Raw genomic sequence first — 21,065 nt, forward strand, 5'->3', positions numbered from 1 at the left:
TGCGCTTGCAAGTAGCGCAAAAGTCAGGGTATATATCTTTTTATTCATCATAGTTGCGTGTTCCGATTGTTTTTGATACTTGGAAATCGTTAGAAGAGTTATTGGTATCCACAAGGATTTTGTGACCATTCAGTGTCTTGGAAGTTTTACGATAAATGATTTCGCCCGAATATCCGGTAGTCGACTGGATATATGTATATCCGGCATCGATATAATCCCATAGACGTTTGGTCGTGAGATCAAATCCCTTGGTGCTGTTACGCATACTTTCTACGCCATCGAGAATATAGCGGGTAGGTGCTACAATCCATTCATTACCCGAGGTCTTACCATACTTATAGGTTTTTGGCCATGAGGTAGGGTCTTCGTCGGTGCGGAAAATAATATAGCTGCCCAGACCATTTTGTAGCATATTCATAATCGATGTACCGGTATAGATGTTGTAAATAACCTCCATAGCTGGTGTCTCGGGGTTATTCTGATACTTACCTTGTACATCTTTTACTTCGAAATCGGCATCGAGCAGATTATGATCCATCGAGTTATTAGTCGTGTGATCTATTGCACTATTTACAATGAGTATCGTACCTCCTGGTGCTACTTTCTTATTGGCATTTACCGGAATACGATAAATCTGTTTAAGCAGAACCACACTGTCGTTGTATGCTGTTTTTAAGTTTTCTTGTGTATAGGCTGGGGTAGACTCTGATTCTACAATACCGAGATATAGGCCAGATACGTCTATGCTATCATCGCTTTGGTTGAAGAGTTCTATGAATTTACCAGCCACGTAATTCTTATTGTTGTTATCTTTTGAACCGGCAAAGTATATCTTGCCGATAACCAAGTCTCGGTTTATGGCTACCTGTGTTGGCATATCAAGTGTAGTCTCGCCTGTAATCATGGTCGTGCTGATACTGCCAGAGAGAGTCTCCTTTTGGGAGAGTGCCCATGAAGTAGAGAAGGAGTATTCGTCTGGTGCGATGCCTGTGAAAGTGGCGATGCCATTGGCATCCGTCTTTGAGGTTAGGGTTACAGTTCCTCGTGTAGCCGTAACGGTTTTACCGGTCAGGTCTACGGTCGTTTCGTAATCGGTAGGTTGTAAGAGTTGAATGTTCACCGTTGTCTCTTGGGTTGCATCATTATAGTTCACGCATGAGGTGAACAGTAACAAACTTACAAATATCTTGAATATATTTTTCATCATCATTATTGTCAAGTTCTTACAAGTTGAAATAAAGTTCTGCTCCAAAACTGAAAGTACCCGTATTGCGCTGGGTGAGCGTTGTGGTGGTGCTACTCTTCAGATAAGGCTCATGGTAGAGACAATTATTCACATAGAGTGAGAAACCGCCAATCTTGCCAAGTTCCTTGGTCAGGCGGGCTGATAAATTCCATGTAATCGGATTAGAAACAGGATTACTGTCGGTATAGGTCTTAGACAGATCACTAATATTGATACCTTCAATCTGAGTCATATCCGATGTTATCTCGTGATACTGCAGATTAGAATCAATCCATCCGATAGGATCTTTATCGGCAATATAGCTTTGATTCCAGTTGTGCCAATATACCTGTCCGGTAAACGATGCCACCATTTTGAGAGTTGGTATATTGGTGATGATGCGTAAGGTATTGACGAACTGACGGTATTTGCTGAAATCAAGACCTGATGGATATACTACCTTGAATGGAGTCAGATTATAGGTCTGTTGTTCTGCAGTAAGTAGTGAACTCTTCACTGACTCGATGACCGCATCAGTACTCCAAGTCTTCGTTTGTGACCAAGCACCGCTGAAAGCGAATCGGGTGTGAATAGGTTTGATTTCACCGAAGTCCATATCAAATTCTATACCTTTGTTCACAGTACTGTTTGTGTTGCCAATCTTACCGGTTGTCATATAGGCAAGGAAGGTACGAGTTGGTTCATCTGAACCATAGGTATAGAGATTGTAGCTGTATGTATAATACTCCGTAGCGTTACCAAATCCGTTAGGAGTTCTGTCTTGGTAAGCCAGTACACTGATGCGTCCGCCCCAAGGTAGTTTTACATCTACACCTGCTTCCACTTTGGTTGTTGTCGCATTCTTCAAATCTTTGCTTCGCTGTACATCGTATACCTCTGTATGATAGATAAGCTGTTGGCTTGAAGGATCATTCTGCGGCATATAGTTGAGTGATACACGGTCATCGTATTTCTTATCAGGATAGAGATAGTTTAGACCTGGTGTTTTGCTATTCATACCGATACCAGCACGGATGTCGAGCCATTTGGTAGCAGAAAAAGCTATGTTCAGACGAGGACTTAGGGCCGTTGTGGCAAGGTCTGAGAATGGCTGTAAACTGGTAAGGCGCAAACCAAAGTTTATCTTGAGTTTGTTGACACGGTTGATATCCCAGTTGAAGTTGTCTTCTGCATAAGCAGAGAACTGGTGGAGGCCTGGTATATCAGAGAAGGCACGTGGTCGGCCATTGGAATTCGGGCGATATGGCAAACTGTCATTGCTGTTATAGTAGCCCTTACCATTGTTCCAATCGTAATGATAATCGATGCCGACCTTAAAGGTCTGACGAGTTTTGCCCCAGGTTAAGTAGAACGAATCATTAATCTTGGCATAGATGTTTCCAGGACGACTCTCTGTATTGCCTTGTGCTAGATAAGAAGTGGTAACCCAGGGCACACTGTAGTAACCAGAAGTGGTTGCTGTAATGATAGGGAGCAAGCCTGTAGAATTGGTAACGTAACTCGCATTGATATTATCGTTCCAACCCATGCTTACACCAAAAGTATATGAAAGAGAGCGCATCAGAAGTTTGTTTACATTGATGCGGCCATTATGGGTGAACCCGATATTGACATTCTTGTTTTTAGAATAAGTACCGTCATCTATGGCGTCAGGATCATTGCCTGTCCAATCTTTAGCATACATGAATCGGAATTTGGTATCAGTATGCCAGTCACGATTGATATCGTAGCCATAGCCTAAATGGATATTATATCGACTGAAAGAACGAGTCTTCTGACGTGGATCACCCCAAGCCTTGGCATAGTCTGCATTAAAATTGAAAATGCCAGCTTTGTTGAGGTTAAATCCTTTGCCTAACGATACGTTTGTCATTTCTGGATTAATCTTAGTCTTAAACTGCCATGGAGTAACACCGACTTTAGAATGAACCACTACAAGTCCGCTGGTCAAATCACCATATTCTGCAGAAGGAATACCTCGAATGATTTCCACCTGATCGATATTGTCAGCAGCAACCTGGCGCAAGTCTGTACCAACAAAGGCAGAACTGGAGAACTGTCCCTGGGTGAGCGCACCATTGTTCGATATCGGTACACCATCAATCACAATCTGACTACCAAAGGCACTCGTATTGTTATTGGTTAAGGTACGCAACTGCAAATTTGTTTGAGACGTAAGATCGGTGTTCCCCATCTTTTGTCCAGGTAGAAGTTGCATGATGTCGGCAAGTGAGGCAGCTTGCAAGTGATCTATGGCCTGACGGTTTACAACAGAGGTTGTAGAGGCACCTGAAGACTTTTGTTGAGCGGTTACAACGACCTCTTGAAGTGCAAGTGAAGTTGGTGTAAGCCGAATATGAAGATTCATATCTTTGTTCACTTTAACAATCGTTTTAGACTCTTCATAGCCTACGTAAGATACGAGAAGAGTATATATACCGTCGGGCACTTTGTCAAGCGAGGCCTTACCATCAGCATCTGTGACGGATGTTGCTTGCAGCGGTTCTAACTTCAGTGTGGCCATAATAATAGACTCATGGGTGTTCTTGTCTGTTACCGTCACACCTATCCGATATTTCCCTTCATTTTTCTGCGCAAATGTAATGAGCGAAATCAATAGAAGACAAAAAACTAGTGATAGTCTCTTGTAATTACTTGTGTAGAAAATCATGATTCGTTTTTTTACTAATTTTAATCTTTGTGACAAATATACCAATAAATTTCTTTAAAAAGCAACATTAATATGTTAATTCTTTATTCTTTTAACAGTTATAGTTTGAATTTACCTACTTGTAGGTATCGCAGATAATCGTTTTTAAATAAAAAAAGGATAGGTGAGGGAGAATCCCTGGCCTATCCTTTTTTTTGTGCTTGTGATATGGCTTACTTAATTTATGGTATCCTTTGAAAAGTTAGCCCAAGTACTTGGAGATCTTTTTCTAATTTTTCAGTGGTGGTTCCGATTTGATCTATGAAGTATGTGATAGCAAGTGTTTGTTTTTTGACATTGATGGTTGCATCATCCACTCCATTGATGGTGAGTACATTTTCTTCTGTAGCAGAAGTAGCCTGTTCTGCAGGTAATTGATAGAGAGCAAACTTGATTTTAGAACTATTGTAATAGTTCGTAGGTGTAAAGCCACTGTCGATTAAAGCTCTACGAATCGTAGCCTTGTCTGTTCGGTTAGCATCGTATCGGATAAAGAGATAATGTTTGTCAAGATGTGGTGCCAACGAGTCGATACCCGTTAATCCTTGGAGCGCACGAATAGCCTTTTGTGCATCTGCTTCGGTTACGATTTCCATGTGTTGGCCATAACCTCGCATAATGATATCGCTGGCGCTATAGGAAGTTGGGTTATACCGAGTACCAATAAGTGGTTTCTTAATAGAATCTTCACAAGTCACCTCTGGATTATAGCTGATGGTAGCTGTGCGTCTCTCCAGATTGAATTGAATATCGTCTACTCCGTTAATTTTGGTCAGTTTGTCCATGACTTTATGGGCACAGTCATCACAACGCATACCTTTAATACGTACTGTAAAAGATTGATTTTGTTGTGCACATGCGAATTCGCTTGTGGTGAAAAGTGCCATGGCGATGAGAGTCATGCGGATGGCTTTTAATCTTATTGTCTTTTTCATCTTCATCATCTATGTGGTTTTAGAATTTTTTGCTATCATGCTCTTTCTTTGAGCGGTACTTGGGCCAGAATGTTTTTAGCATTTTCTATTCGCTCTGGTGTAGGTGTCGGTATGCCTTCTAATGGGTAATCTATACCTAGCTTTTCATACTTGAAAACACCCAGTGTATGATAGGGCAGTACATCAATGCGCTCGATATTCTTTAGTGTCTTTAGAAATTCGGCGAGTTCTTGTAGATACCTATCATTATCAGTGATGCTTGGGATGAGCACGTGGCGAATCCAGACGGGTTTGTTGATATCAGAAAGATAGCGTGCACAGTCCAGGATATTTTCATTTCCCCATCGGGTTAACTTTTTATGCTCCTCGCTATTGATATGCTTGATATCCAAAAGGATGGTGTCGGTAACTGCCATTAACTTTTCGAATTTTTCAAACCATGCACCATGGCGAGTAAACGGTTGTGCAGAAGTATCCAGACAAGTATTGATACCGCGCTGATGAGCTTTCTCAAAAAGTTCGAGAAGAAAATCGATCTGCATCAAAGCCTCGCCACCGCTCACCGTGATACCTCCTTTTTCTCCCCAATAGGTGCGATAGCGTTCTGCCTTGTCAAGCAAATCGTCTGCTGTAGTCTCGTTGGTCTTGTCTAATTTCCAGGTGTCTGGATTATGGCAAAACTGACACCGCATAGGGCAGCCTTTTAAGAATGCGATGAAACGTATACCAGGACCATCTACAGAGCCGAAACTTTCGATAGAATGTACATATCCTAAATTCATAATCTTTCCTCCTTACAAGTTTATCAATGAAAAAAGTCCGGAGACTGAATCTTGTCAGTAACTCCGGACTTCTATGTTGTTCTATTATATTAGAGTCTTTCGTGAGCCTGACGAGCGATAACATCGAGCTGCTGCTCGCGAGTCAGGTCGATGAACTTCACTGCATAACCGCTGACACGGATGGTGAAGTTAGCATACTCAGGTTTCTCTGGATGCTCCATAGCATCTTTCAACTTATCAACACCGAATACGTTAACATTCAAGTGGTGAGAACCCTGATTAAAGTAACCGTCCATAACACCTACCAAAGTATTAGCACGCTCTTCATCATCATGACCGAGTGCATCAGGGTTAATGGTCTGTGTATTAGAGATACCATCGAGTGCATACTCATAAGGCAACTTCGCTACAGAGTTCAAAGAAGCGAGCAAGCCATTTTGCTCAGCACCGTAACTTGGGTTAGCACCTGGAGCCAATGGAGTACCAGCCTTGCGACCATCAGGCATGTTACTGGTGTACTTACCATAAACAACATTTGATGTGATGGTAAGAATACTTGTTGTAGGCTCAGAGTTACGATAAGTATGATGCTTCTTAATCATCGTGATGAAGGTCTTCAGCAACCAAACTGCGATCTCGTCTGCACGCTCATCATCGTTACCATAGCGAGGGAAGTCGCCTTCTGTCTTAAATTCGAGAGGGAAACCAGTCTCGTCACGAATGATGTTAACCTTAGCATACTTGATAGCGCTGATAGAGTCGACTACATGAGAGAAACCGGCAATACCTGTAGCGAAAGTACGACGAACATCTGTATCGATGAGTGCCATCTCTGCTGCTTCATAGAAGTATTTGTCATGCATGTAGTGAATCAAGTTCAATGTCTTCACATATACAGCAGCCAACCATTCCATCATATCCATGAACTTAGGCAAGAAGTCCTCATAAGTTACTACATCACCCTCGATAGGACGATAAGCAGGACCTACCTGCTGACGAGTCTTTGAGTCTACACCACCGCTGATAGCGTATGTAAGACATTTAGCCAGGTTGGCGCGAGCACCGAAGAACTGCATCTCTTTACCGGTCTGTGTAGCAGATACACAGCAGCAGATGCTATAGTCATCACCCCATATTGGGCGCATTACATCATCATTCTCATACTGAATAGAACTTGTCTTTACAGAAATCATCGCAGCATAGTGCTTGAAATTCTTAGGAAGACGAGAACTATAAAGTACTGTCAAGTTAGGTTCTGGTGAAGGACCCATATTCTCTAATGTGTGGAGGAAACGGAAGTCGTTCTTGGTAACCATAGAACGGCCATCCTGACCAATACCACCAACTTCGAGAGTAGCCCAAACAGGGTCGCCAGAGAATAACTCATTATAAGAAGGGATACGAGCGAATTTCACCATGCGGAACTTCATAACCAAGTGGTCGATGAGCTCCTGTGCTTCTTCCTCTGTCAGTGTACCCTCGTTGAGATCACGAGTGATATAGATATCAAGGAATGTAGAAACACGACCAACAGACATCGCTGCACCATTCTGAGTCTTAACAGCACCCAGGTAGCCGAAATACAACCACTGAACAGCTTCAATAGCATTTGTAGCAGGCTGAGAAATATCAAAACCATAGGTTGCAGCCATTTCCTTCAAACCCTTGAGGGCACGAATCTGCATAGAAACCTCTTCGCGAAGACGAATAACATCGTCAATCATTTCACGGTCGCCCATGTTAGCGAGGTCTTTCTTCTTCTCTTCTATCAGATAATCGATACCGTAAAGAGCTACACGACGATAGTCACCTACGATACGACCACGGCCATAAGTGTCAGGAAGACCTGTAAGAATATGGGCATGGCGAACCAAACGCATTTCTGGTGTGTAACTGTCGAACACACCGTCATTGTGAGTCTTGCAATATTTAGTGAAAATTTCTGTAAGTTTTTCTGATGGTTCGTAACCGTAAGTAGTACAAGCCTGTGCTGCCATCTTAATACCACCGTAAGGCATAAATGCGCGCTTGAGTGGCTTGTCTGTCTGGAGACCGACAACTTTTTCTAAATCCTTAGTTTTTTCATCGATGTAAGCTGGTCCGTAAGCTGTTAAACTTGATACTACTTCTGTCTCCATATCAAGAACGCCGCCTTTAGCACGCTCTTCTTTCTGAAGCTCCTGAAGTTTACCCCAAAGTGTCTCTGTTGCTTGAGTAGGTCCTGCGAGGAAACTTTCGTCACCGTCATAACTGGTGTAGTTGTGCTGAATGAAATCGCGAACATTCACTTCATTCTTCCACTTGTTTCCTTTGAAACCTCTCCATTGTGTACTCATAATCATTTTTTTTAATTGAGGAATTGCTATTGATACCTCGTTAGTTATGTTTGTAATATAGAAATTAACTTTCTCGTAATCGACTGCAAAGGTAGCTATATTTTATGAATTATAGCCTTGTTTCTATATGAAATGTGATTTTATTTTTGTTCACTTAAAATATGTGTGTGTTTGTTTTCTTATTCCAGCTTGATTTGTTATCTTTGCGAAGCTAACGCAAATATTTAATACCTAATATTCACATGTCTAAACATTTCAAAGTTCATATACTGAGTCTTGCTTTTTGCTCATTGTTATTTCATTCGCCCCTTTGGGCGAAAATTGATCGTCATGCTGTGGTTACCCGGAATAACCCTTGGGTAACTTCTATGGATTCTCTTCAGTCTCTTTCTGTAGGCAATGGCGGTTTTGCGATGACGGTAGATGGTACGGGACTGCAAACTTTTCCTGAGTACTATTCGCATGGGGTGCCTCTGGGAACGATGAGCGACTGGGGATGGCATACTTTCGCTAATCCGGATGACCTGAGAGTTGAAGAGGCGCTTGTGGCTAAAGACTTCGGACGTGGACACCTTGAGTACTATGCGGCGCAATTTAAAACGAAGGGGCGACAGCATGATGCGAGTGAGTGGTATCGTAAAAATGCACATCGACTTCATTTGGGAACGGTTGGATTAAATTTAGCGGATATCCAACAGGTTCGTCAGATTCGTGAATCATTAGATATGTGGAACGGAGTAATCCATAGCTCTTTTTACTATGGCGGAAATAAATATGAAGTTCAGACGGTATGCTCTCCAGAAGCAGATCGTATCGCTTCTGTGGTAAGGTCTACGGTAAAGCCTTCTGTTCGTCTTCGGTTTCCTTATCCTACGGGTGGACACAGTGATGATGCTTGTGATTGGAAGGCTAATGATAAGCATACGACAACTATCGTTGCGCGGTATGACCATGCTGTTGTTCTTCAGCATCAGTTGGATGCTACGGTATATTATGTTATCGTCAGTTGGAAAGGTAAGGCGGATTTACAGAAAAAAGCAGAGCATGTCTTTGTTCTTCAGTCACGTGCGAATGAATTAGAGTTTTCTGTGGAATATCGTCAGAATCTTCCCGATAAGTTCACTATACATCTTGCTGATTTTAAATCCACCAGTCAGGCTTCTGCTCATTATTGGCAGGGGTATTGGAAGAGTGGGGGTATTGTTGATTTCTCTCATGTTAAAGATAATAGAGCGAAGGAATTAGAACGACGTGTGGTTCTTTCGCAATATTTATTGGCTGTCAATGATGCGGGTACTACACCACCACAAGAAACCGGACTTACTTATAATTCATGGTTTGGGAAATTTCATTTGGAGATGACCTGGTGGCATTTAGCTCAGTTTGCCTTATGGGGACATTCTGAGTTACTCGATCGCCCGTTAAGTTGGTATCAGAAGGTTGCGCCTGTAGCGCGCGATATAGCTAAGCGACAAGGTTTTGATGGAATACGATGGATGAAAATGACCGATCCTTCTGGCGCAGAGGCTCCATCTAATGTCGGTTCTTATCTGATATGGCAGCAACCTCATCTTATTTATTTGGCTGAGTTGTTGTATCGTGCTCATCCATCTCAGTTGCTATTGGATAAGTATGGTGAACTTATTGATCAGACGGCAGATTTTATGTATTCGTTTGCGACGTATGATCAGACCAACGATCGTTATATATTAAAAGGTTGTATACCTGCTCAGGAAACCTTGAAAGCAGAGGTGACCTACAATCCTCCTTTTGAGTTGTCTTATTGGCATTATGCCATTCAGGTTGCCCAAAAATGGCGTGAACGCCGTGGATTGCCTCGAAAAGAGAAATGGGATGTACTCGTAGAAAAGTTATCTCCTTTGGCTGCGAATGCTGATAGCTTATATCTGGCTGCAGAATCTGCAGTAGAGACCTATCAGGATATCAGATGTACTTCAGACCATATGGCCGTGCTGGGGGCATTAGGTATTTTGCCCGATAACAAATTGGTGGATAAAAATATCATGCGACATACTTTTGATTGGGTGATTAAAAATTGGAACTGGAATAAAACCTGGGGGTGGGATTTCCCAATGACAGCGATGTGTGCTACTCGCCTGGGTGACCCGGAAGCTGCTGTAAATGCGCTGTTGTTACCTCAACGTACCAATACTTATTTAGTGAGCGGGCATAATTATCAAGATGATCGGTTACGTGTGTATCTTCCTGGTAATGGTGGGCTCTTGACAACAGTTGCCTTGATGTGTGCCGGTTGGGATGGTAATCAAAGCAAGAATCCAGGATTTCCAAAAGAATGGGATGTCAGATGGGAAGGACTTCTTCCAATGCCATAAAACAACAAAAGAGCCGTTAGCTTCATATAAATACGCTAACGGCTCTTTTGGAAAAACATACTTCTATTACCTTATTTAAGGTATGATTTCAATTGATCATTCTTTGTATATTTCTTCATCTTTCGTTCAGCTTTCTTGCGAATATCGCGTACACGTTCGCGTTTCAAGCCCAATTGTGTGCCTATTTCCTCATAGGTAAGACCAGCATTCTGGTCATTGAGACCATAAAACATACTGACCACTCTTCTTTCTCTGTCGTTCAGTACGCTAAGTGAACGAATTAAGCCTTGGCGTAAGACATCATCAAGATAGGGTTTGTCAGGAATGACAGCATTAGGATCGCTTAATACGTGAAGCAAACTTGCAGTTTTGCCTTGTACCAAAGGAGCATCAACTGAGAATGCCTTGCTTTGCTTTAATTCCACAGGATCATCCATGCTATGTGGTAAAGTATAGATACCACTTTGTTCCTGTATCGCATTCTCGATTGCCTGCCGGATGAAATGCACCGCATATTGTACAAAGCGTTGCCCCTTAGCAGCATCAAACTTTCGTGCTGCTTTTATTAAACCAAAATTACCCTCACTAATCAGATCATTGATACCAAGCCCTCGATCTTGATAGCGTTTGGCGATACTAACCACAAAACGCAGGTTGGCTGTCGTCAATTTCTCTATAGCACTTTCGTCGCCATTTTGTATTTTAGCAGACAGTTCCTGCTCTTCCTGTTCGGAGAGTAAATTTTCTTTTCCTATCTCAGAGAGATAAGTTTGAAGCGAATCATTTTCTTGTTCGCTTAGCGGTTTGCCTGTTTTGATTTCTCTCATAAAATGTATCCTCTTGTCTTGAATTCCTCGTAGAGAGGCTGTGCGATAGCCTTGGCGTCAGGATGGGGCGCACCAGTTGTACCGAGAGCTCTCAAGTCGAAGAAATGTTTCCAGTCACTAACAAATGCAGTATGTACCAATTCTGTATTGGTGTCGAGGGGAAGTATGACACGAGCCTCTTGCGGCTTGCATCCTAATTCTATCAGATGCATGTATGCATACTCTGCAGCTTCATTGGCAAAAAGCCATAATTGGAACTTGCTCCATTCTGAACTTTTGCCTTCGCTCATATCGCGGAGTAAATTTACAAAATCATGTTGATCGTAATTGGTATTACTATCAAAATCGGGTTCATTTTTTACCCATTCTGGTAGATTTACCGAAATTTCATTACCAAACTTGTTTTTGCTGTAATTGCAATAGCGTGTACTTTGTTCCGCCATAGAGTCTGCCCGATGGCGATTGAATTCGCGGGTAATCGCTACTTGAGTAGTGAAATGAACGGTGATACGACGCTCAAAATTACTATTATAATCCTCGAAATACTGCAGGTCGTCCAACCATTTGTTTTCAGCGAGTACACGCATATTGGTGGTGATGTAATCTTTACCGTTTACGGTGTTCAGTCTGCTGAAAGGGTTGGTAGCATATTTACTGGTTAGTACGCCATGGTCAGCGCAGAGATACACCGTACCATGTTCAAGCATAGCATAGTGCTCGTGCTCTATCATGCGACCAACAAAGGGTTTAGCACTCGTTGCGGTCGTATGCTCTTCGCTTTTGTAACATACTCTACCAGCACGCTCAATCTGGGTATATATCGCATTTTCACCCTGAGCCTGCTCCCATATTTCATATTGAGGTTTGATGATTTTCATTGATTGTCCTTCTTTTTGCGTTTTATGCAAAGTTACCATAATTTTTTGATACCACAATGCTTTTGATATTTTTTATTATCTTTGCAGATAGAACCGATAATCATGTTTACTATGAAGCGTTTGTCAACTTTTTTTGTTTTCGTTTGTTGTGTTTTGGCACTTTTTGCACAGAGCAAGGAGTTTCGTAATCCCATCATTCCTGGTTTTCATCCTGATCCAAGTATATGTAGAGTAGGAAGCGATTTTTATCTCGTGAATTCTTCTTTTAATTATTTTCCGGGAGTTCCTATTTTTCACAGTAAAGACTTGATACACTGGCAACAAATCGGTAATGTTCTTGATCGTGAATCTCAACTCCCGTTGCAAGGTGCTAATTCGTGGACAGGCATTTATGCTCCTACACTTCGCTATTATGAGGGTGTTTATTATATGATTACGACGAATATAGGACATGGCGGAAATTTCTTGGTAACGGCAAAAAATCCGCAAGGGCCTTGGAGTGAACCTGTCTGGTTGGAGCAACAGGGGATAGATCCGTCACTTTATTTTGAACATGGAAAATGCTATATGGTCAGTAACCCTGACAATACGATTATGCTGTGTGAGATCGATGCTAAAACGGGTAAACAGTTGACACCTAGTAGGGCCATATGGCATGGTGATGGTGGCCGATATCCAGAAGGACCTCATATTTATAAGAAAGATGGTTATTATTATTTGCTTATTTCGGAAGGTGGAACGGAATTGGCACACCATCTCACGATTGCACGCAGTAAAAATATAGCGGGACCTTATGAGAGTAATCCGGCTAACCCTATTCTTACTAATTGTAATATGAAGGGGCAATTGATGCAGATTCAAGGCACGGGACATGGTGATTTTGTTCAGGCGCCTGATGGTAGTTGGTGGATAACATTCCTGGCTTATCGCAATATGGGGGGGAGTTATCATCATTTAGGTCGGGAAACGTGTATCGCTCCTGTGAAATGGGATGAGGGCCAATGGCCGATAGTATATAATCTTCAACCTATCGATACTTTGATGCAGGCATCTCTATTGCCAGCTGTCGAATGGACAAAGTCTACTGGAAAAATAGTTTTCTCGTCTGGTCAATTAGGGCCTCAATGGGTGTATCTGCAGAATCCTGTTTGGGATAATTATCAGTTTGTGTCGGGTAAATTGCGGTTGAAAGGTGGATGGAGTAGTTTGACAGAAAATAACCGTCCAACTTTCCTTGGCCTTCGACAGGAAGCTGAGCGAATCGTTTTGGAAACACAGGTAACTCCTCATGGTAAGACGGGTTTTGAAAGTGGACTAACCGTTTATCAGATTAATGACGGGCATTATGATCTTTTTGTGCAGGCAGAAAAGAATGGTAAGTATGCTGTCGGACTTCGGTATGTCGTGAAGAATCTACCTCATAATGAGATTGTTTTTGCTCATATCGACAATCCCTACAATTTGAAACTACGTGTGCGTTCGGGTGATAATCAGTATTATTTCGATTATGCAGAGAAGGGGATGCATTATAAAAATGTAGGTCAACTTTCTTCCACCTTGTTAAGTACAGAAGTCGTCGGTGGATTTACGGGTGTCACCCTTGGTATGTATGCGCAGGGTAGTGGATATGCCGATTTTGCTTACTTTGATTATGTTGAGCAATAAGGTAGAGGGGTTATTGCAATAAAAATTGTTACCTTTGCATCATGGAAATACAACCAGTAGCAATTTTTCATTCTCCCTTTGCTTCTAAATTTGGTATACCTAAGCAAAGTGGTATTATAGAAGAACTGAAAGGCGAAATCGTCTTCGAACCGCAATATCGTAATCCTGATGCTATTCGTGGAATAGAAGGATTTGAGTATTTGTGGCTTATTTGGCAGTTTTCTGCGAATAAGCATGCTGCAAATAGCCTGATGGTTCGCCCACCTCGTTTGGGGGGTAATGAGAAAGTAGGCGTTTTTGCCAGTAGAAGTCCTTTTCGTCCGAATGGTTTAGGTTTATCGTCTGTGAGAATCGATTATGTGGAGTGGGAAAGTCATCGTGGTCCTGTTATCCATGTTCTTGGGGCTGATCTCATGGACGGTACACCGATTTATGACATTAAGCCGTATGTGACCTATGCTGATAGTCATGCAGAGGCACAAAGTGGTTTTGTAGATGAGCGGAAATGGTGTAAGCTAAAGGTTGTTTTATCTGATAATACTAAAGCACGTCTATTGACGCAAAAGGGGTGGACAGATGAAACGATAGCTCAATTACAGGAGGTTCTTGCTGAAGACCCTCGCCCGCAATATCAAAAAGACCCGCAGAAGGTCTATGGTATGCCTTTTGCGGGTCTTGATATTCACTTTCGCGTCATCGATGATGTCGTCGAAGTGCTATAAAGTGTGTTTCGTTTATTGGGCAAATGTAACAAAGTTAACATTTGTCAATGTGATATCACTGTTTGCATCAATATCCTGAGCGGTTTCATGATAGAAAATGTTTGCATTTTCGATGGTAATACCATGAATCATGCCTTTTTCGCCATGAGCAGCAATACCTGTTTTACAACCTCTTACTACGATATCTTTCATGTGGATGTCAGTAAAGTTAGGTGCAAACTCAACTTTGGTAGGTTGAGCGCCTTTCTTAGCACCAACATGGTTATCAAAATAGGTTGTCTCGAATACAATGGCCTGATTATCGATGTCAGTCATGTAGATATTGCTAATGTAGATATCTTCTGTAGTACCACCACGACCAACAGAACTCTTGAAGCGAAGTCCTGTGTCAGTGCCAGAGAAAGTATTATTGTGTACGTAGATATTCTTCATTCCACCCGAGAACTCACTTCCGATAACGAAACCACCGTGAGCATGGTAAACGATATTATCTTGTATGTTGATGTTCAGACATGGACCGTATTCTAATGCTTTTGCACCAGCACCACCTTTCATACAGATACCGTCATCACCCGCGTCAATCACGTTATTCACGATAAGTACATTGGTACAGTTACCGATATCGATAGCATCGCCATTCTGAGCATTCCATGGGCAACGTACAGTTACGCCATCAATAATAACATTCTTACAGCGTTGTGGTACAATATGAAATTTTGGAGAATTTTCAACTGTAACACCTTGAATCAATACATTTTCGCAATCAGTCAGGCGTATGAGGTGTGTACGCATTTTCTCCTGAGCTTCGGGTGTAGCAGCAATGTTATCAAAATGTTTCAGGTTGAATGGATACCATAAGTCGCCTTTGGCACTTTCAGTTCCACCCATAGCCTTGAAGTCGTTCCATTCGGTGTTGCTCACCTTGCTTCGTTTAACAGGGCGCCACCATTCTCCATTACCGTCGATGATACCTTCACCCGTAATAGAAATATTCTTGCGCTTGCTGGCATTAATACCAGGTGTAGCCTTGTCATCTTTTACACCATTTTCTTCCTTAATAAATTCTTTCTTATCTTCAGAGAAAACAATAATTGCATTTTTCTCCAAATGAAGGTCGATATTATCCTTGAAAGAAATCAATCCTGTAAGATAAATACCAGCAGGTACATTCAAATGACCACCGCCTAGTTTGCTTAATTTGCTTATTGCTTTGCGAAATGCTTCTGTGTTAGAGGTAATACCATCTCCTTTGCCACCACAATCAAGTATTGAAACGGTATTTGCAGGTATTGTTGGAACCGTAACTTCAGGCATTGCTTTAGGTAAATTTTGGTAATACTTGCTGTAATCTCCTGCAAATACACTTGTAAGAGAAAAAAGCAAAGAAAGTGCTAATAGAATAGTTCTTCTCATTTGTTTTCTACGTTAAATAATAGCTTATATTTCTTTATTCAGTGTACAAACTTACGTAAAAATAATAACAAACGAGTATTCTTTTGGATATTTTAGGGATATTAGGGATAATTTAGTGTAATGATATAAAAATAAAAAAAGGCGGCCTTCTTGTAATAAGAGAACCGCCCTAATGAAAGGAGGAGTGGTACCTCTTGGAGTTGAACCAAGGACACATGGATTTTCAGTCCATTGCTCTACCACCTGAGCTAAGGTACCGTGCTTAATTGCGGGTGCAAAGGTAGTAAAAAACTTTGAACCCGCAAAAAAATATCCATAAAAGTTCTATGCATTAATATTTGTTAACATCTAGAACGCTTGGATTAGTCTTTTTGATCAAACAGAGGATTCCACCCCTGTGCTTTCAATTCAAATTCCTTATCGTCGCGTGTAATCAGCATCGCACCAAGGTTTTCTTTTGTAATATAGCCGATTTGACGAATACCTTCTATGCCTTCTAACTTTTCGTGATCACCAATAGGTACTGTGAACACTAATTCGTAGTCTTCGCCACCATTCAGTGCACAAGTAGTGACATTCATGTTCAGTTCTTCTGCCATCACAGCTGTTTGGTAATCGATAGGCAGATTCTTTTCGTAGATGCGGCATCCACAGTGGCTTTGGCTGCAAATGTGTAGCAGTTCGCTACTCAAACCATCAGAAATATCCATCATAGAAGTAGGGCGAATGCCTGCTTCCTTCAGTTTTTGGTTGATGTCACCACGAGCTTCTGGTTGAATCTGGCGTTGCAAAAGATATTCTTTACCTGAGAAATCTGGTTGAAAATCAAATACTTCTTTTCTTTTGGCTTCAAGAGCAGCTACTTTATTTTTATCATCTGCAATCTTAGCCTCTTTCAGTTTCTTGTTAAAGTCGTTAATCTGACCATAATACACGGTCTTTTCGCGTTCAAGAAGTTGGAGTCCCATGTAGCTTGCTCCTAAGTCTCCGCTGACACAGATGATATCGGTTTCTTTAGCACCGTTTCGATATATGATTTCGTCTTTTGGGGCATCGCCAATACAAGTAATGCTGATAGCAAGACCTGTATAAGATGACGTTGTGTCGCCACCTACGATATCAACGTTCCATTTATCGCAAGCTGCACGTAAACCACGATAGAAGGCTTCTACATCTTCTACTTTGAAGCGCTTATCTACAGCAAGACTTACAACGAGCTGGCGAGGCGTTCCGTTCATGGCAAAGATATCACTTAAGTTAACCATGGCAGACTTATAGCCTAAGTGCTCCAAGTCCATGTAGGTCAAGTCGAAGTGAATACCCTCCATAAGCATATCTGTAGTCATCAGCACTTCCTTGTCTGGGTAGTGCATCACGGCACAATCATCGCCGACACCATATACGGTTGACTCGTTTTTGATAGCAATGTCTTTTGTGAGGCGCTTAATCAGACCAAACTCACCTAATTTAGATATTTCCATCTAGTTTATTTCTTAATCATATAATTATTCAGACCGGCGAATGATTTCGCGGAAGATCTCAGTCATTCTTGGTTGAGCCTCGTTGGCTGCCTTCTGAACCTCTTCGTGACTAACCTCTACAGGAACATCAAATCCTCCCAAGTCTGTGATTACACTAATTCCGAATACTTTGATACCACAATGACGAGCTACAATGACTTCTGGAACAGTACTCATGCCAACGGCATCACCACCAAGGATGCGGTACATGCGATACTCGGCAGGGGTCTCAAAGGTAGGTCCCTGTACACCTACATATACGCCATGTTTCACTTCGATACCTTTTTCTTGAGCAATCTCATCAGCCAATTTAATCAACTGATGGTCATAGGCTTCATGCATATCAGGGAAGCGAGGACCTGTAGGGAAGTTTGGACCATGGAGTGGGTGCTCTGGGAAGAAATTAATGTGGTCGTTGATAATCATTAAGTCGCCAATCTTGAATGAAGGATTCATACCACCAGAAGCATTAGATACAAAAAGCGTCTTGATACCCAATTCGTACATGATTCGCTCTGGGAAAGTAACTTCCTTCATAGAATAGCCTTCATAAAAATGGAAACGACCCTCCATAGCGACAATATCTTTACCGCCTAACTTACCGAAAATCAATTTTCCAGCATGTCCTTCTACTGTTGATACTGGGAAGTTTGGAATATCAGCATACGAAAACTCGTAACTGTCAGTTATTTCTGAAGCTAATTGTCCCAGCCCCGTTCCTAGAATGATTGCTGTTTTTGGACTTGTGGTCATCCTTTCTTTTAACCAGGATGCTGTTTCTTGAATTTTTTCGTACATAGCTTATTATTTTTTCATTAAATTCTTCTTCATTGAGCATAAATCTTACTTTGATAGGCAGACTGTAAATGCTCTTTTTAACTTCTTCACTCAAACCTTCGAGGCATTGGATGCGTGTAGCATCTTTTTCTGTTGTAATAATCAGTTTAGGTGATGACATTGCTGCAAATGTTTCATTGATTTTTTCAATGTCTCTATTGGTAAACTGATGATGGTCGCCAAAGGTTAGTGGTTTGATGATGGGTTGATAGGTTCTCAGATCCATGATCATCTGTTTAGGCGAAGCTATACCGGTCAGAAGAAGTACGTTTTTATTGCGTAATTCCTGAAGTGCAACCTCTTTTTTCTCTGCTTGATCGAAGATCGGGTTGAGAGGGTCGTAATCTAGTGTCGTAAAATACAACTGTTGATATGGAAACAGATCTATAGCTTTGGTTAGTACTCTGAATTCCATAGGTTTCAGGTCTTTTGGACATTTGGTGATAATAACCAAGTCTGCTCTGTTTTTACCACTTAGAGGTTCACGAAGTCTGCCGGCAGGTAATAACTTGTCGTAAATAATCAGTCTGTGATAATCTATCAGTAGGATATTGATGCCAGGTTTAACATAACGATGCTGAAAGGCATCGTCTAGTAGGATGACATCTGTAGAGCGTGTTTCGTCATCAAAGGAAAGATGATCGATGCCTCTGCATCTATCTTTGTCAACGGCAACAAATGCATTTGGAAATTTCTGGTGCATCTGGTAAGGTTCGTCGCCAATTTCAGGCATGGCAGTGTTTGGACCAGCCAAAACATAACCATGACTTTTACGTTTATAGCCACGACTCAATATAGCAACTTGTGCTACATCTTGCAATAATCTTATCAGATATTCTACATGCGGTGTTTTACCAGCCCCTCCTACGGTGATATTACCTACAGAGATGACAGGTATATCAAATGCTCTCGACTTCTTGATGCCTACATCAAAAAGCCAGTTTCGGAATCTTACCCCTGCACCGTAAATCCAAGATAGAGGTAAGAGCCAATCATTGATTTTTATGAAATCTCCTTCTGTTCTCATTAATACAAGTTTAGTATATATGGAATGCGTGCCTGTAATACTTCGTGTTGCTTGATGTTTCGTAACATCATAAATGGTGTATAGTATTCACCTAATGCCAAACGAAGTTGTTCATCTAAAGAGTTGCTGTCTTCTGTTATACCAAGTAGTTGGTCTATCCAATTCGTAGGTTGTGAATAGTCTACTGTATAATAGTTTTTCAGTTTGGCAAATGAAGCCGCTTTTTGGATAGCATCATCCATACTGCCTAATTGGTCTACCAGTTTGAGTTTGATGGCATCTGTTCCTAAGAATACATGCCCTTGTGCTACCTCATGTACTTGATTTACAGACAATTTTCTTCCATCCGCTACGCGTTGGCAGAATAAGTCATAACCTCTGTCAACATATCTCTGCAGCGCTTTGGCTTCATCTTCATTGTATGGTCTTGCCATAGGGATAGGGTTATTCATTGAGAATGTGCTATTCTTATTGGTTCCTATCTCATCAAATTTAATGCCAAGTTTTTGTGTCATCAGTCCACTAAAGTCTGGAATGGCTGCAAAAATACCAATACTTCCAGTTTCTGTAGTAGGTTGAGCTACAATCCATCGTGCGCCCATGCTCATATAGTAAGCTCCTGAAGCAGCCATGCCGCTCATTGATACCACTACAGGCTTTTGGGCATTCAACTTCTTGACATAATGCCAAATTTGCTCTGAAGCATAAGCATCTCCACCCCCGGAATTGATGCGGAGAACTACAGCTTTAATTCTGTCATCATTGGCCATGTCTTCCAAATCTTTGCAAACTTTGCTCGCAACAATCTGTGGCTCATTGTTATTCAATGAATTCGCCTTATCAATAATGCTACCCTCACAATAGTATAGAGCGATTTTATCTCCCTTATCCTCGTTGATAATAGCTTTGTTCATTTCGGCAACGCTCACCTGATGAATCATGTCATCGTCTTCAAGTCCGAGTCGCTTTTTGACTACAGATTTTATTTCGTCGGCATATAAAAGACCATCTACGAAATTCTTTTTAAGTAATGATTTACCTCCGTCGAGTGAAACGATTTCATCAGCATACTGGTTAAGCTGGCTGGTACTGATGTGACGAGACTGAGAAACCTGTGTGCACACTTCAGACCATAAACCGTTGATAATACGACTCATCTGTTCACGGTTAGCGTCACTCATTTTGTCTTCGGTAAATGTTTCGGTATAGCTTTTATATTTTCCTACTTTGAAAATTTGAAAACGAACCCCAAATTTTGCGAATAAGTCTTTGTAATATTCAGGTTGAGCTGCTATACCATGCCAGTCAATCATACCTTCAGGATTGAGGTATACCTTATTGGCAGCAGTACTGATATAGTATGTAGGCTGATTAAAGCGTTCACCATAAGCGATAATCCATTTACCTGATTTACGGAAATCTTGTAATGCACCTCTTATCTCTTGCACGGTAGCCCAGTCTGCAGACAAAAAGCCTGACTCCAAATAGATACCCTGAATATGCTTATCATTTTTGGCTTTTTTGATGGCTGACATCATTTCGTTCATACCGATTTGGTTGATTTGATGCCCTGTAATCTGTCCAATGAAGTTATCGCTTGCCTGTTCGTTAATTATTCCCTGAAGTTTAAGAACCAAAACGGAATTGTCCTGTAAAGTAGTTCCTGCGCTTTTCGAAGAAATCATACCGATAAGGCTGATTAGGCCGAAAAATCCAATAAGAGACCCAAACAGAAAAATACCTATGATAGTGGCAAGTACATTTTTTAAGAAATCCTTCATACTTCGTTTTTGATAAGTTTTGTTCCGCAAAG

The 21,065-nt window shown here is 41.4% G+C and carries 15 protein-coding genes and 1 tRNA gene; 3 read left to right on the plus strand and 13 right to left on the minus strand.

What is annotated here, in order from left to right:
- Positions 1-40 precede the first annotated feature (40 nt).
- From L6469_RS00315 to pflB, 5 genes are all read right to left on the minus strand, one after another.
- Positions 41-1,210: a DUF4876 domain-containing protein gene (locus L6469_RS00315; protein ID WP_051214739.1), complete on the minus strand. Its 1,170-nt coding sequence runs from the start codon at positions 1,208-1,210 to the stop codon at positions 41-43.
- Positions 1,211-1,223: 13 nt separating this feature from the next.
- Positions 1,224-3,917, minus strand: a complete 2,694-nt coding sequence (locus L6469_RS00320; RefSeq protein ID WP_074548630.1) for a TonB-dependent receptor — start codon at positions 3,915-3,917, stop codon at positions 1,224-1,226.
- Positions 3,918-4,138: 221 nt separating this feature from the next.
- Positions 4,139-4,891, minus strand: a complete 753-nt coding sequence (locus L6469_RS00325; protein WP_162091565.1) for a heavy-metal-associated domain-containing protein — start codon at positions 4,889-4,891, stop codon at positions 4,139-4,141.
- A gap of 35 nt (positions 4,892-4,926) precedes the next feature.
- A complete protein-coding gene (gene pflA / locus L6469_RS00330; protein ID WP_006283681.1) occupies positions 4,927-5,673 on the minus strand; it encodes a pyruvate formate-lyase-activating protein in 747 nt (248 codons plus the stop codon).
- 89 nt (positions 5,674-5,762) lie between these two features.
- Entirely contained in the window at positions 5,763-8,009 is a 2,247-nt protein-coding gene (pflB, locus tag L6469_RS00335) for a formate C-acetyltransferase (protein WP_027454169.1), read from the minus strand.
- Positions 8,010-8,251: 242 nt separating this feature from the next.
- Between pflB and L6469_RS00340 the strand changes: the two genes are divergently transcribed.
- The gene (locus L6469_RS00340) at positions 8,252-10,363 is read left to right on the plus strand and encodes a hypothetical protein (RefSeq protein ID WP_039871237.1); all 2,112 of its coding nucleotides are present in this window, start codon (positions 8,252-8,254) and stop codon (positions 10,361-10,363) included.
- 71 nt (positions 10,364-10,434) lie between these two features.
- On the opposite strand, the gene L6469_RS00345 is transcribed toward L6469_RS00340, so the two are convergent.
- Together L6469_RS00345 and L6469_RS00350 are read right to left on the minus strand one after the other, a co-directional pair.
- A complete protein-coding gene (locus L6469_RS00345; RefSeq protein ID WP_006283685.1) occupies positions 10,435-11,190 on the minus strand; it encodes an RNA polymerase sigma factor RpoD/SigA in 756 nt (251 codons plus the stop codon).
- Entirely contained in the window at positions 11,187-12,068 is an 882-nt protein-coding gene (locus L6469_RS00350) for an FAD-dependent thymidylate synthase (protein WP_027454166.1), read from the minus strand. Before L6469_RS00350 ends, L6469_RS00345 begins: the two co-directional genes overlap by 4 nt.
- 111 nt (positions 12,069-12,179) lie before the next feature.
- Between L6469_RS00350 and L6469_RS00355 the strand changes: the two genes are divergently transcribed.
- Positions 12,180-13,733, plus strand: a complete 1,554-nt coding sequence (locus tag L6469_RS00355; protein ID WP_006283687.1) for a glycoside hydrolase family 43 protein — start codon at positions 12,180-12,182, stop codon at positions 13,731-13,733.
- 41 nt (positions 13,734-13,774) lie between these two features.
- Positions 13,775-14,455: a tRNA (N6-threonylcarbamoyladenosine(37)-N6)-methyltransferase TrmO gene (gene tsaA, locus L6469_RS00360; protein WP_006283688.1), complete on the plus strand. Its 681-nt coding sequence runs from the start codon at positions 13,775-13,777 to the stop codon at positions 14,453-14,455.
- 12 nt (positions 14,456-14,467) lie between these two features.
- On the opposite strand, the gene L6469_RS00365 is transcribed toward tsaA, so the two are convergent.
- From L6469_RS00365 to sppA, 6 genes are all read right to left on the minus strand, one after another.
- Entirely contained in the window at positions 14,468-15,868 is a 1,401-nt protein-coding gene (locus L6469_RS00365; protein ID WP_074802902.1) for a glycoside hydrolase family 28 protein, read from the minus strand.
- A 185-nt stretch (positions 15,869-16,053) separates the two neighbouring features.
- Positions 16,054-16,126: transfer RNA gene (locus tag L6469_RS00370), tRNA-Phe, on the minus strand.
- A gap of 104 nt (positions 16,127-16,230) precedes the next feature.
- The gene (gene thiL / locus L6469_RS00375) at positions 16,231-17,349 is read right to left on the minus strand and encodes a thiamine-phosphate kinase (RefSeq protein WP_006283692.1); all 1,119 of its coding nucleotides are present in this window, start codon (positions 17,347-17,349) and stop codon (positions 16,231-16,233) included.
- A 24-nt stretch (positions 17,350-17,373) separates the two neighbouring features.
- Complete coding sequence (locus tag L6469_RS00380; protein WP_006283693.1) at positions 17,374-18,186, minus strand: purine-nucleoside phosphorylase; 813 nt, start codon at positions 18,184-18,186, stop codon at positions 17,374-17,376.
- Complete coding sequence (gene lpxK, locus L6469_RS00385; RefSeq protein WP_006283694.1) at positions 18,071-19,252, minus strand: tetraacyldisaccharide 4'-kinase; 1,182 nt, start codon at positions 19,250-19,252, stop codon at positions 18,071-18,073. Before lpxK ends, L6469_RS00380 begins: the two co-directional genes overlap by 116 nt.
- Positions 19,252-21,033, minus strand: coding sequence for a signal peptide peptidase SppA (sppA, locus tag L6469_RS00390; RefSeq protein ID WP_006283696.1), 1,782 nt, complete (start codon positions 21,031-21,033; stop codon positions 19,252-19,254). The genes lpxK and sppA overlap by 1 nt, the downstream gene beginning before the upstream one ends.
- Between the last annotated feature and the right edge of the window lie 32 nt (positions 21,034-21,065).

The sequence above is a fragment of the Segatella baroniae B14 genome (assembly GCF_022024235.1).
Lineage (GTDB): Bacteria > Bacteroidota > Bacteroidia > Bacteroidales > Bacteroidaceae > Prevotella > Prevotella bryantii.

What these genes read in the sequence shown, in the direction of transcription:
- L6469_RS00325 (WP_162091565.1), bottom strand. Translation starts at nt 4,891, where the DNA reads ATGAAAAAGACAATAAGATTAAAAGCCATCCGCATGACTCTCATCGCC.
- L6469_RS00355 (WP_006283687.1), top strand. Translation starts at nt 12,180, where the DNA reads ATGAAGCGTTTGTCAACTTTTTTTGTTTTCGTTTGTTGTGTTTTGGCA.
- tsaA (WP_006283688.1), top strand. Translation starts at nt 13,775, where the DNA reads ATGGAAATACAACCAGTAGCAATTTTTCATTCTCCCTTTGCTTCTAAA.
- pflA (WP_006283681.1), bottom strand. Translation starts at nt 5,673, where the DNA reads ATGAATTTAGGATATGTACATTCTATCGAAAGTTTCGGCTCTGTAGAT.
- lpxK (WP_006283694.1), bottom strand. Translation starts at nt 19,252, where the DNA reads ATGAGAACAGAAGGAGATTTCATAAAAATCAATGATTGGCTCTTACCT.
- L6469_RS00345 (WP_006283685.1), bottom strand. Translation starts at nt 11,190, where the DNA reads ATGAGAGAAATCAAAACAGGCAAACCGCTAAGCGAACAAGAAAATGAT.
- sppA (WP_006283696.1), bottom strand. Translation starts at nt 21,033, where the DNA reads ATGAAGGATTTCTTAAAAAATGTACTTGCCACTATCATAGGTATTTTT.
- pflB (WP_027454169.1), bottom strand. Translation starts at nt 8,009, where the DNA reads ATGAGTACACAATGGAGAGGTTTCAAAGGAAACAAGTGGAAGAATGAA.
- L6469_RS00380 (WP_006283693.1), bottom strand. Translation starts at nt 18,186, where the DNA reads ATGTACGAAAAAATTCAAGAAACAGCATCCTGGTTAAAAGAAAGGATG.
- L6469_RS00365 (WP_074802902.1), bottom strand. Translation starts at nt 15,868, where the DNA reads ATGAGAAGAACTATTCTATTAGCACTTTCTTTGCTTTTTTCTCTTACA.
- L6469_RS00340 (WP_039871237.1), top strand. Translation starts at nt 8,252, where the DNA reads ATGTCTAAACATTTCAAAGTTCATATACTGAGTCTTGCTTTTTGCTCA.
- thiL (WP_006283692.1), bottom strand. Translation starts at nt 17,349, where the DNA reads ATGGAAATATCTAAATTAGGTGAGTTTGGTCTGATTAAGCGCCTCACA.
- L6469_RS00315 (WP_051214739.1), bottom strand. Translation starts at nt 1,210, where the DNA reads ATGATGATGAAAAATATATTCAAGATATTTGTAAGTTTGTTACTGTTC.
- L6469_RS00320 (WP_074548630.1), bottom strand. Translation starts at nt 3,917, where the DNA reads ATGATTTTCTACACAAGTAATTACAAGAGACTATCACTAGTTTTTTGT.
- L6469_RS00350 (WP_027454166.1), bottom strand. Translation starts at nt 12,068, where the DNA reads ATGAAAATCATCAAACCTCAATATGAAATATGGGAGCAGGCTCAGGGT.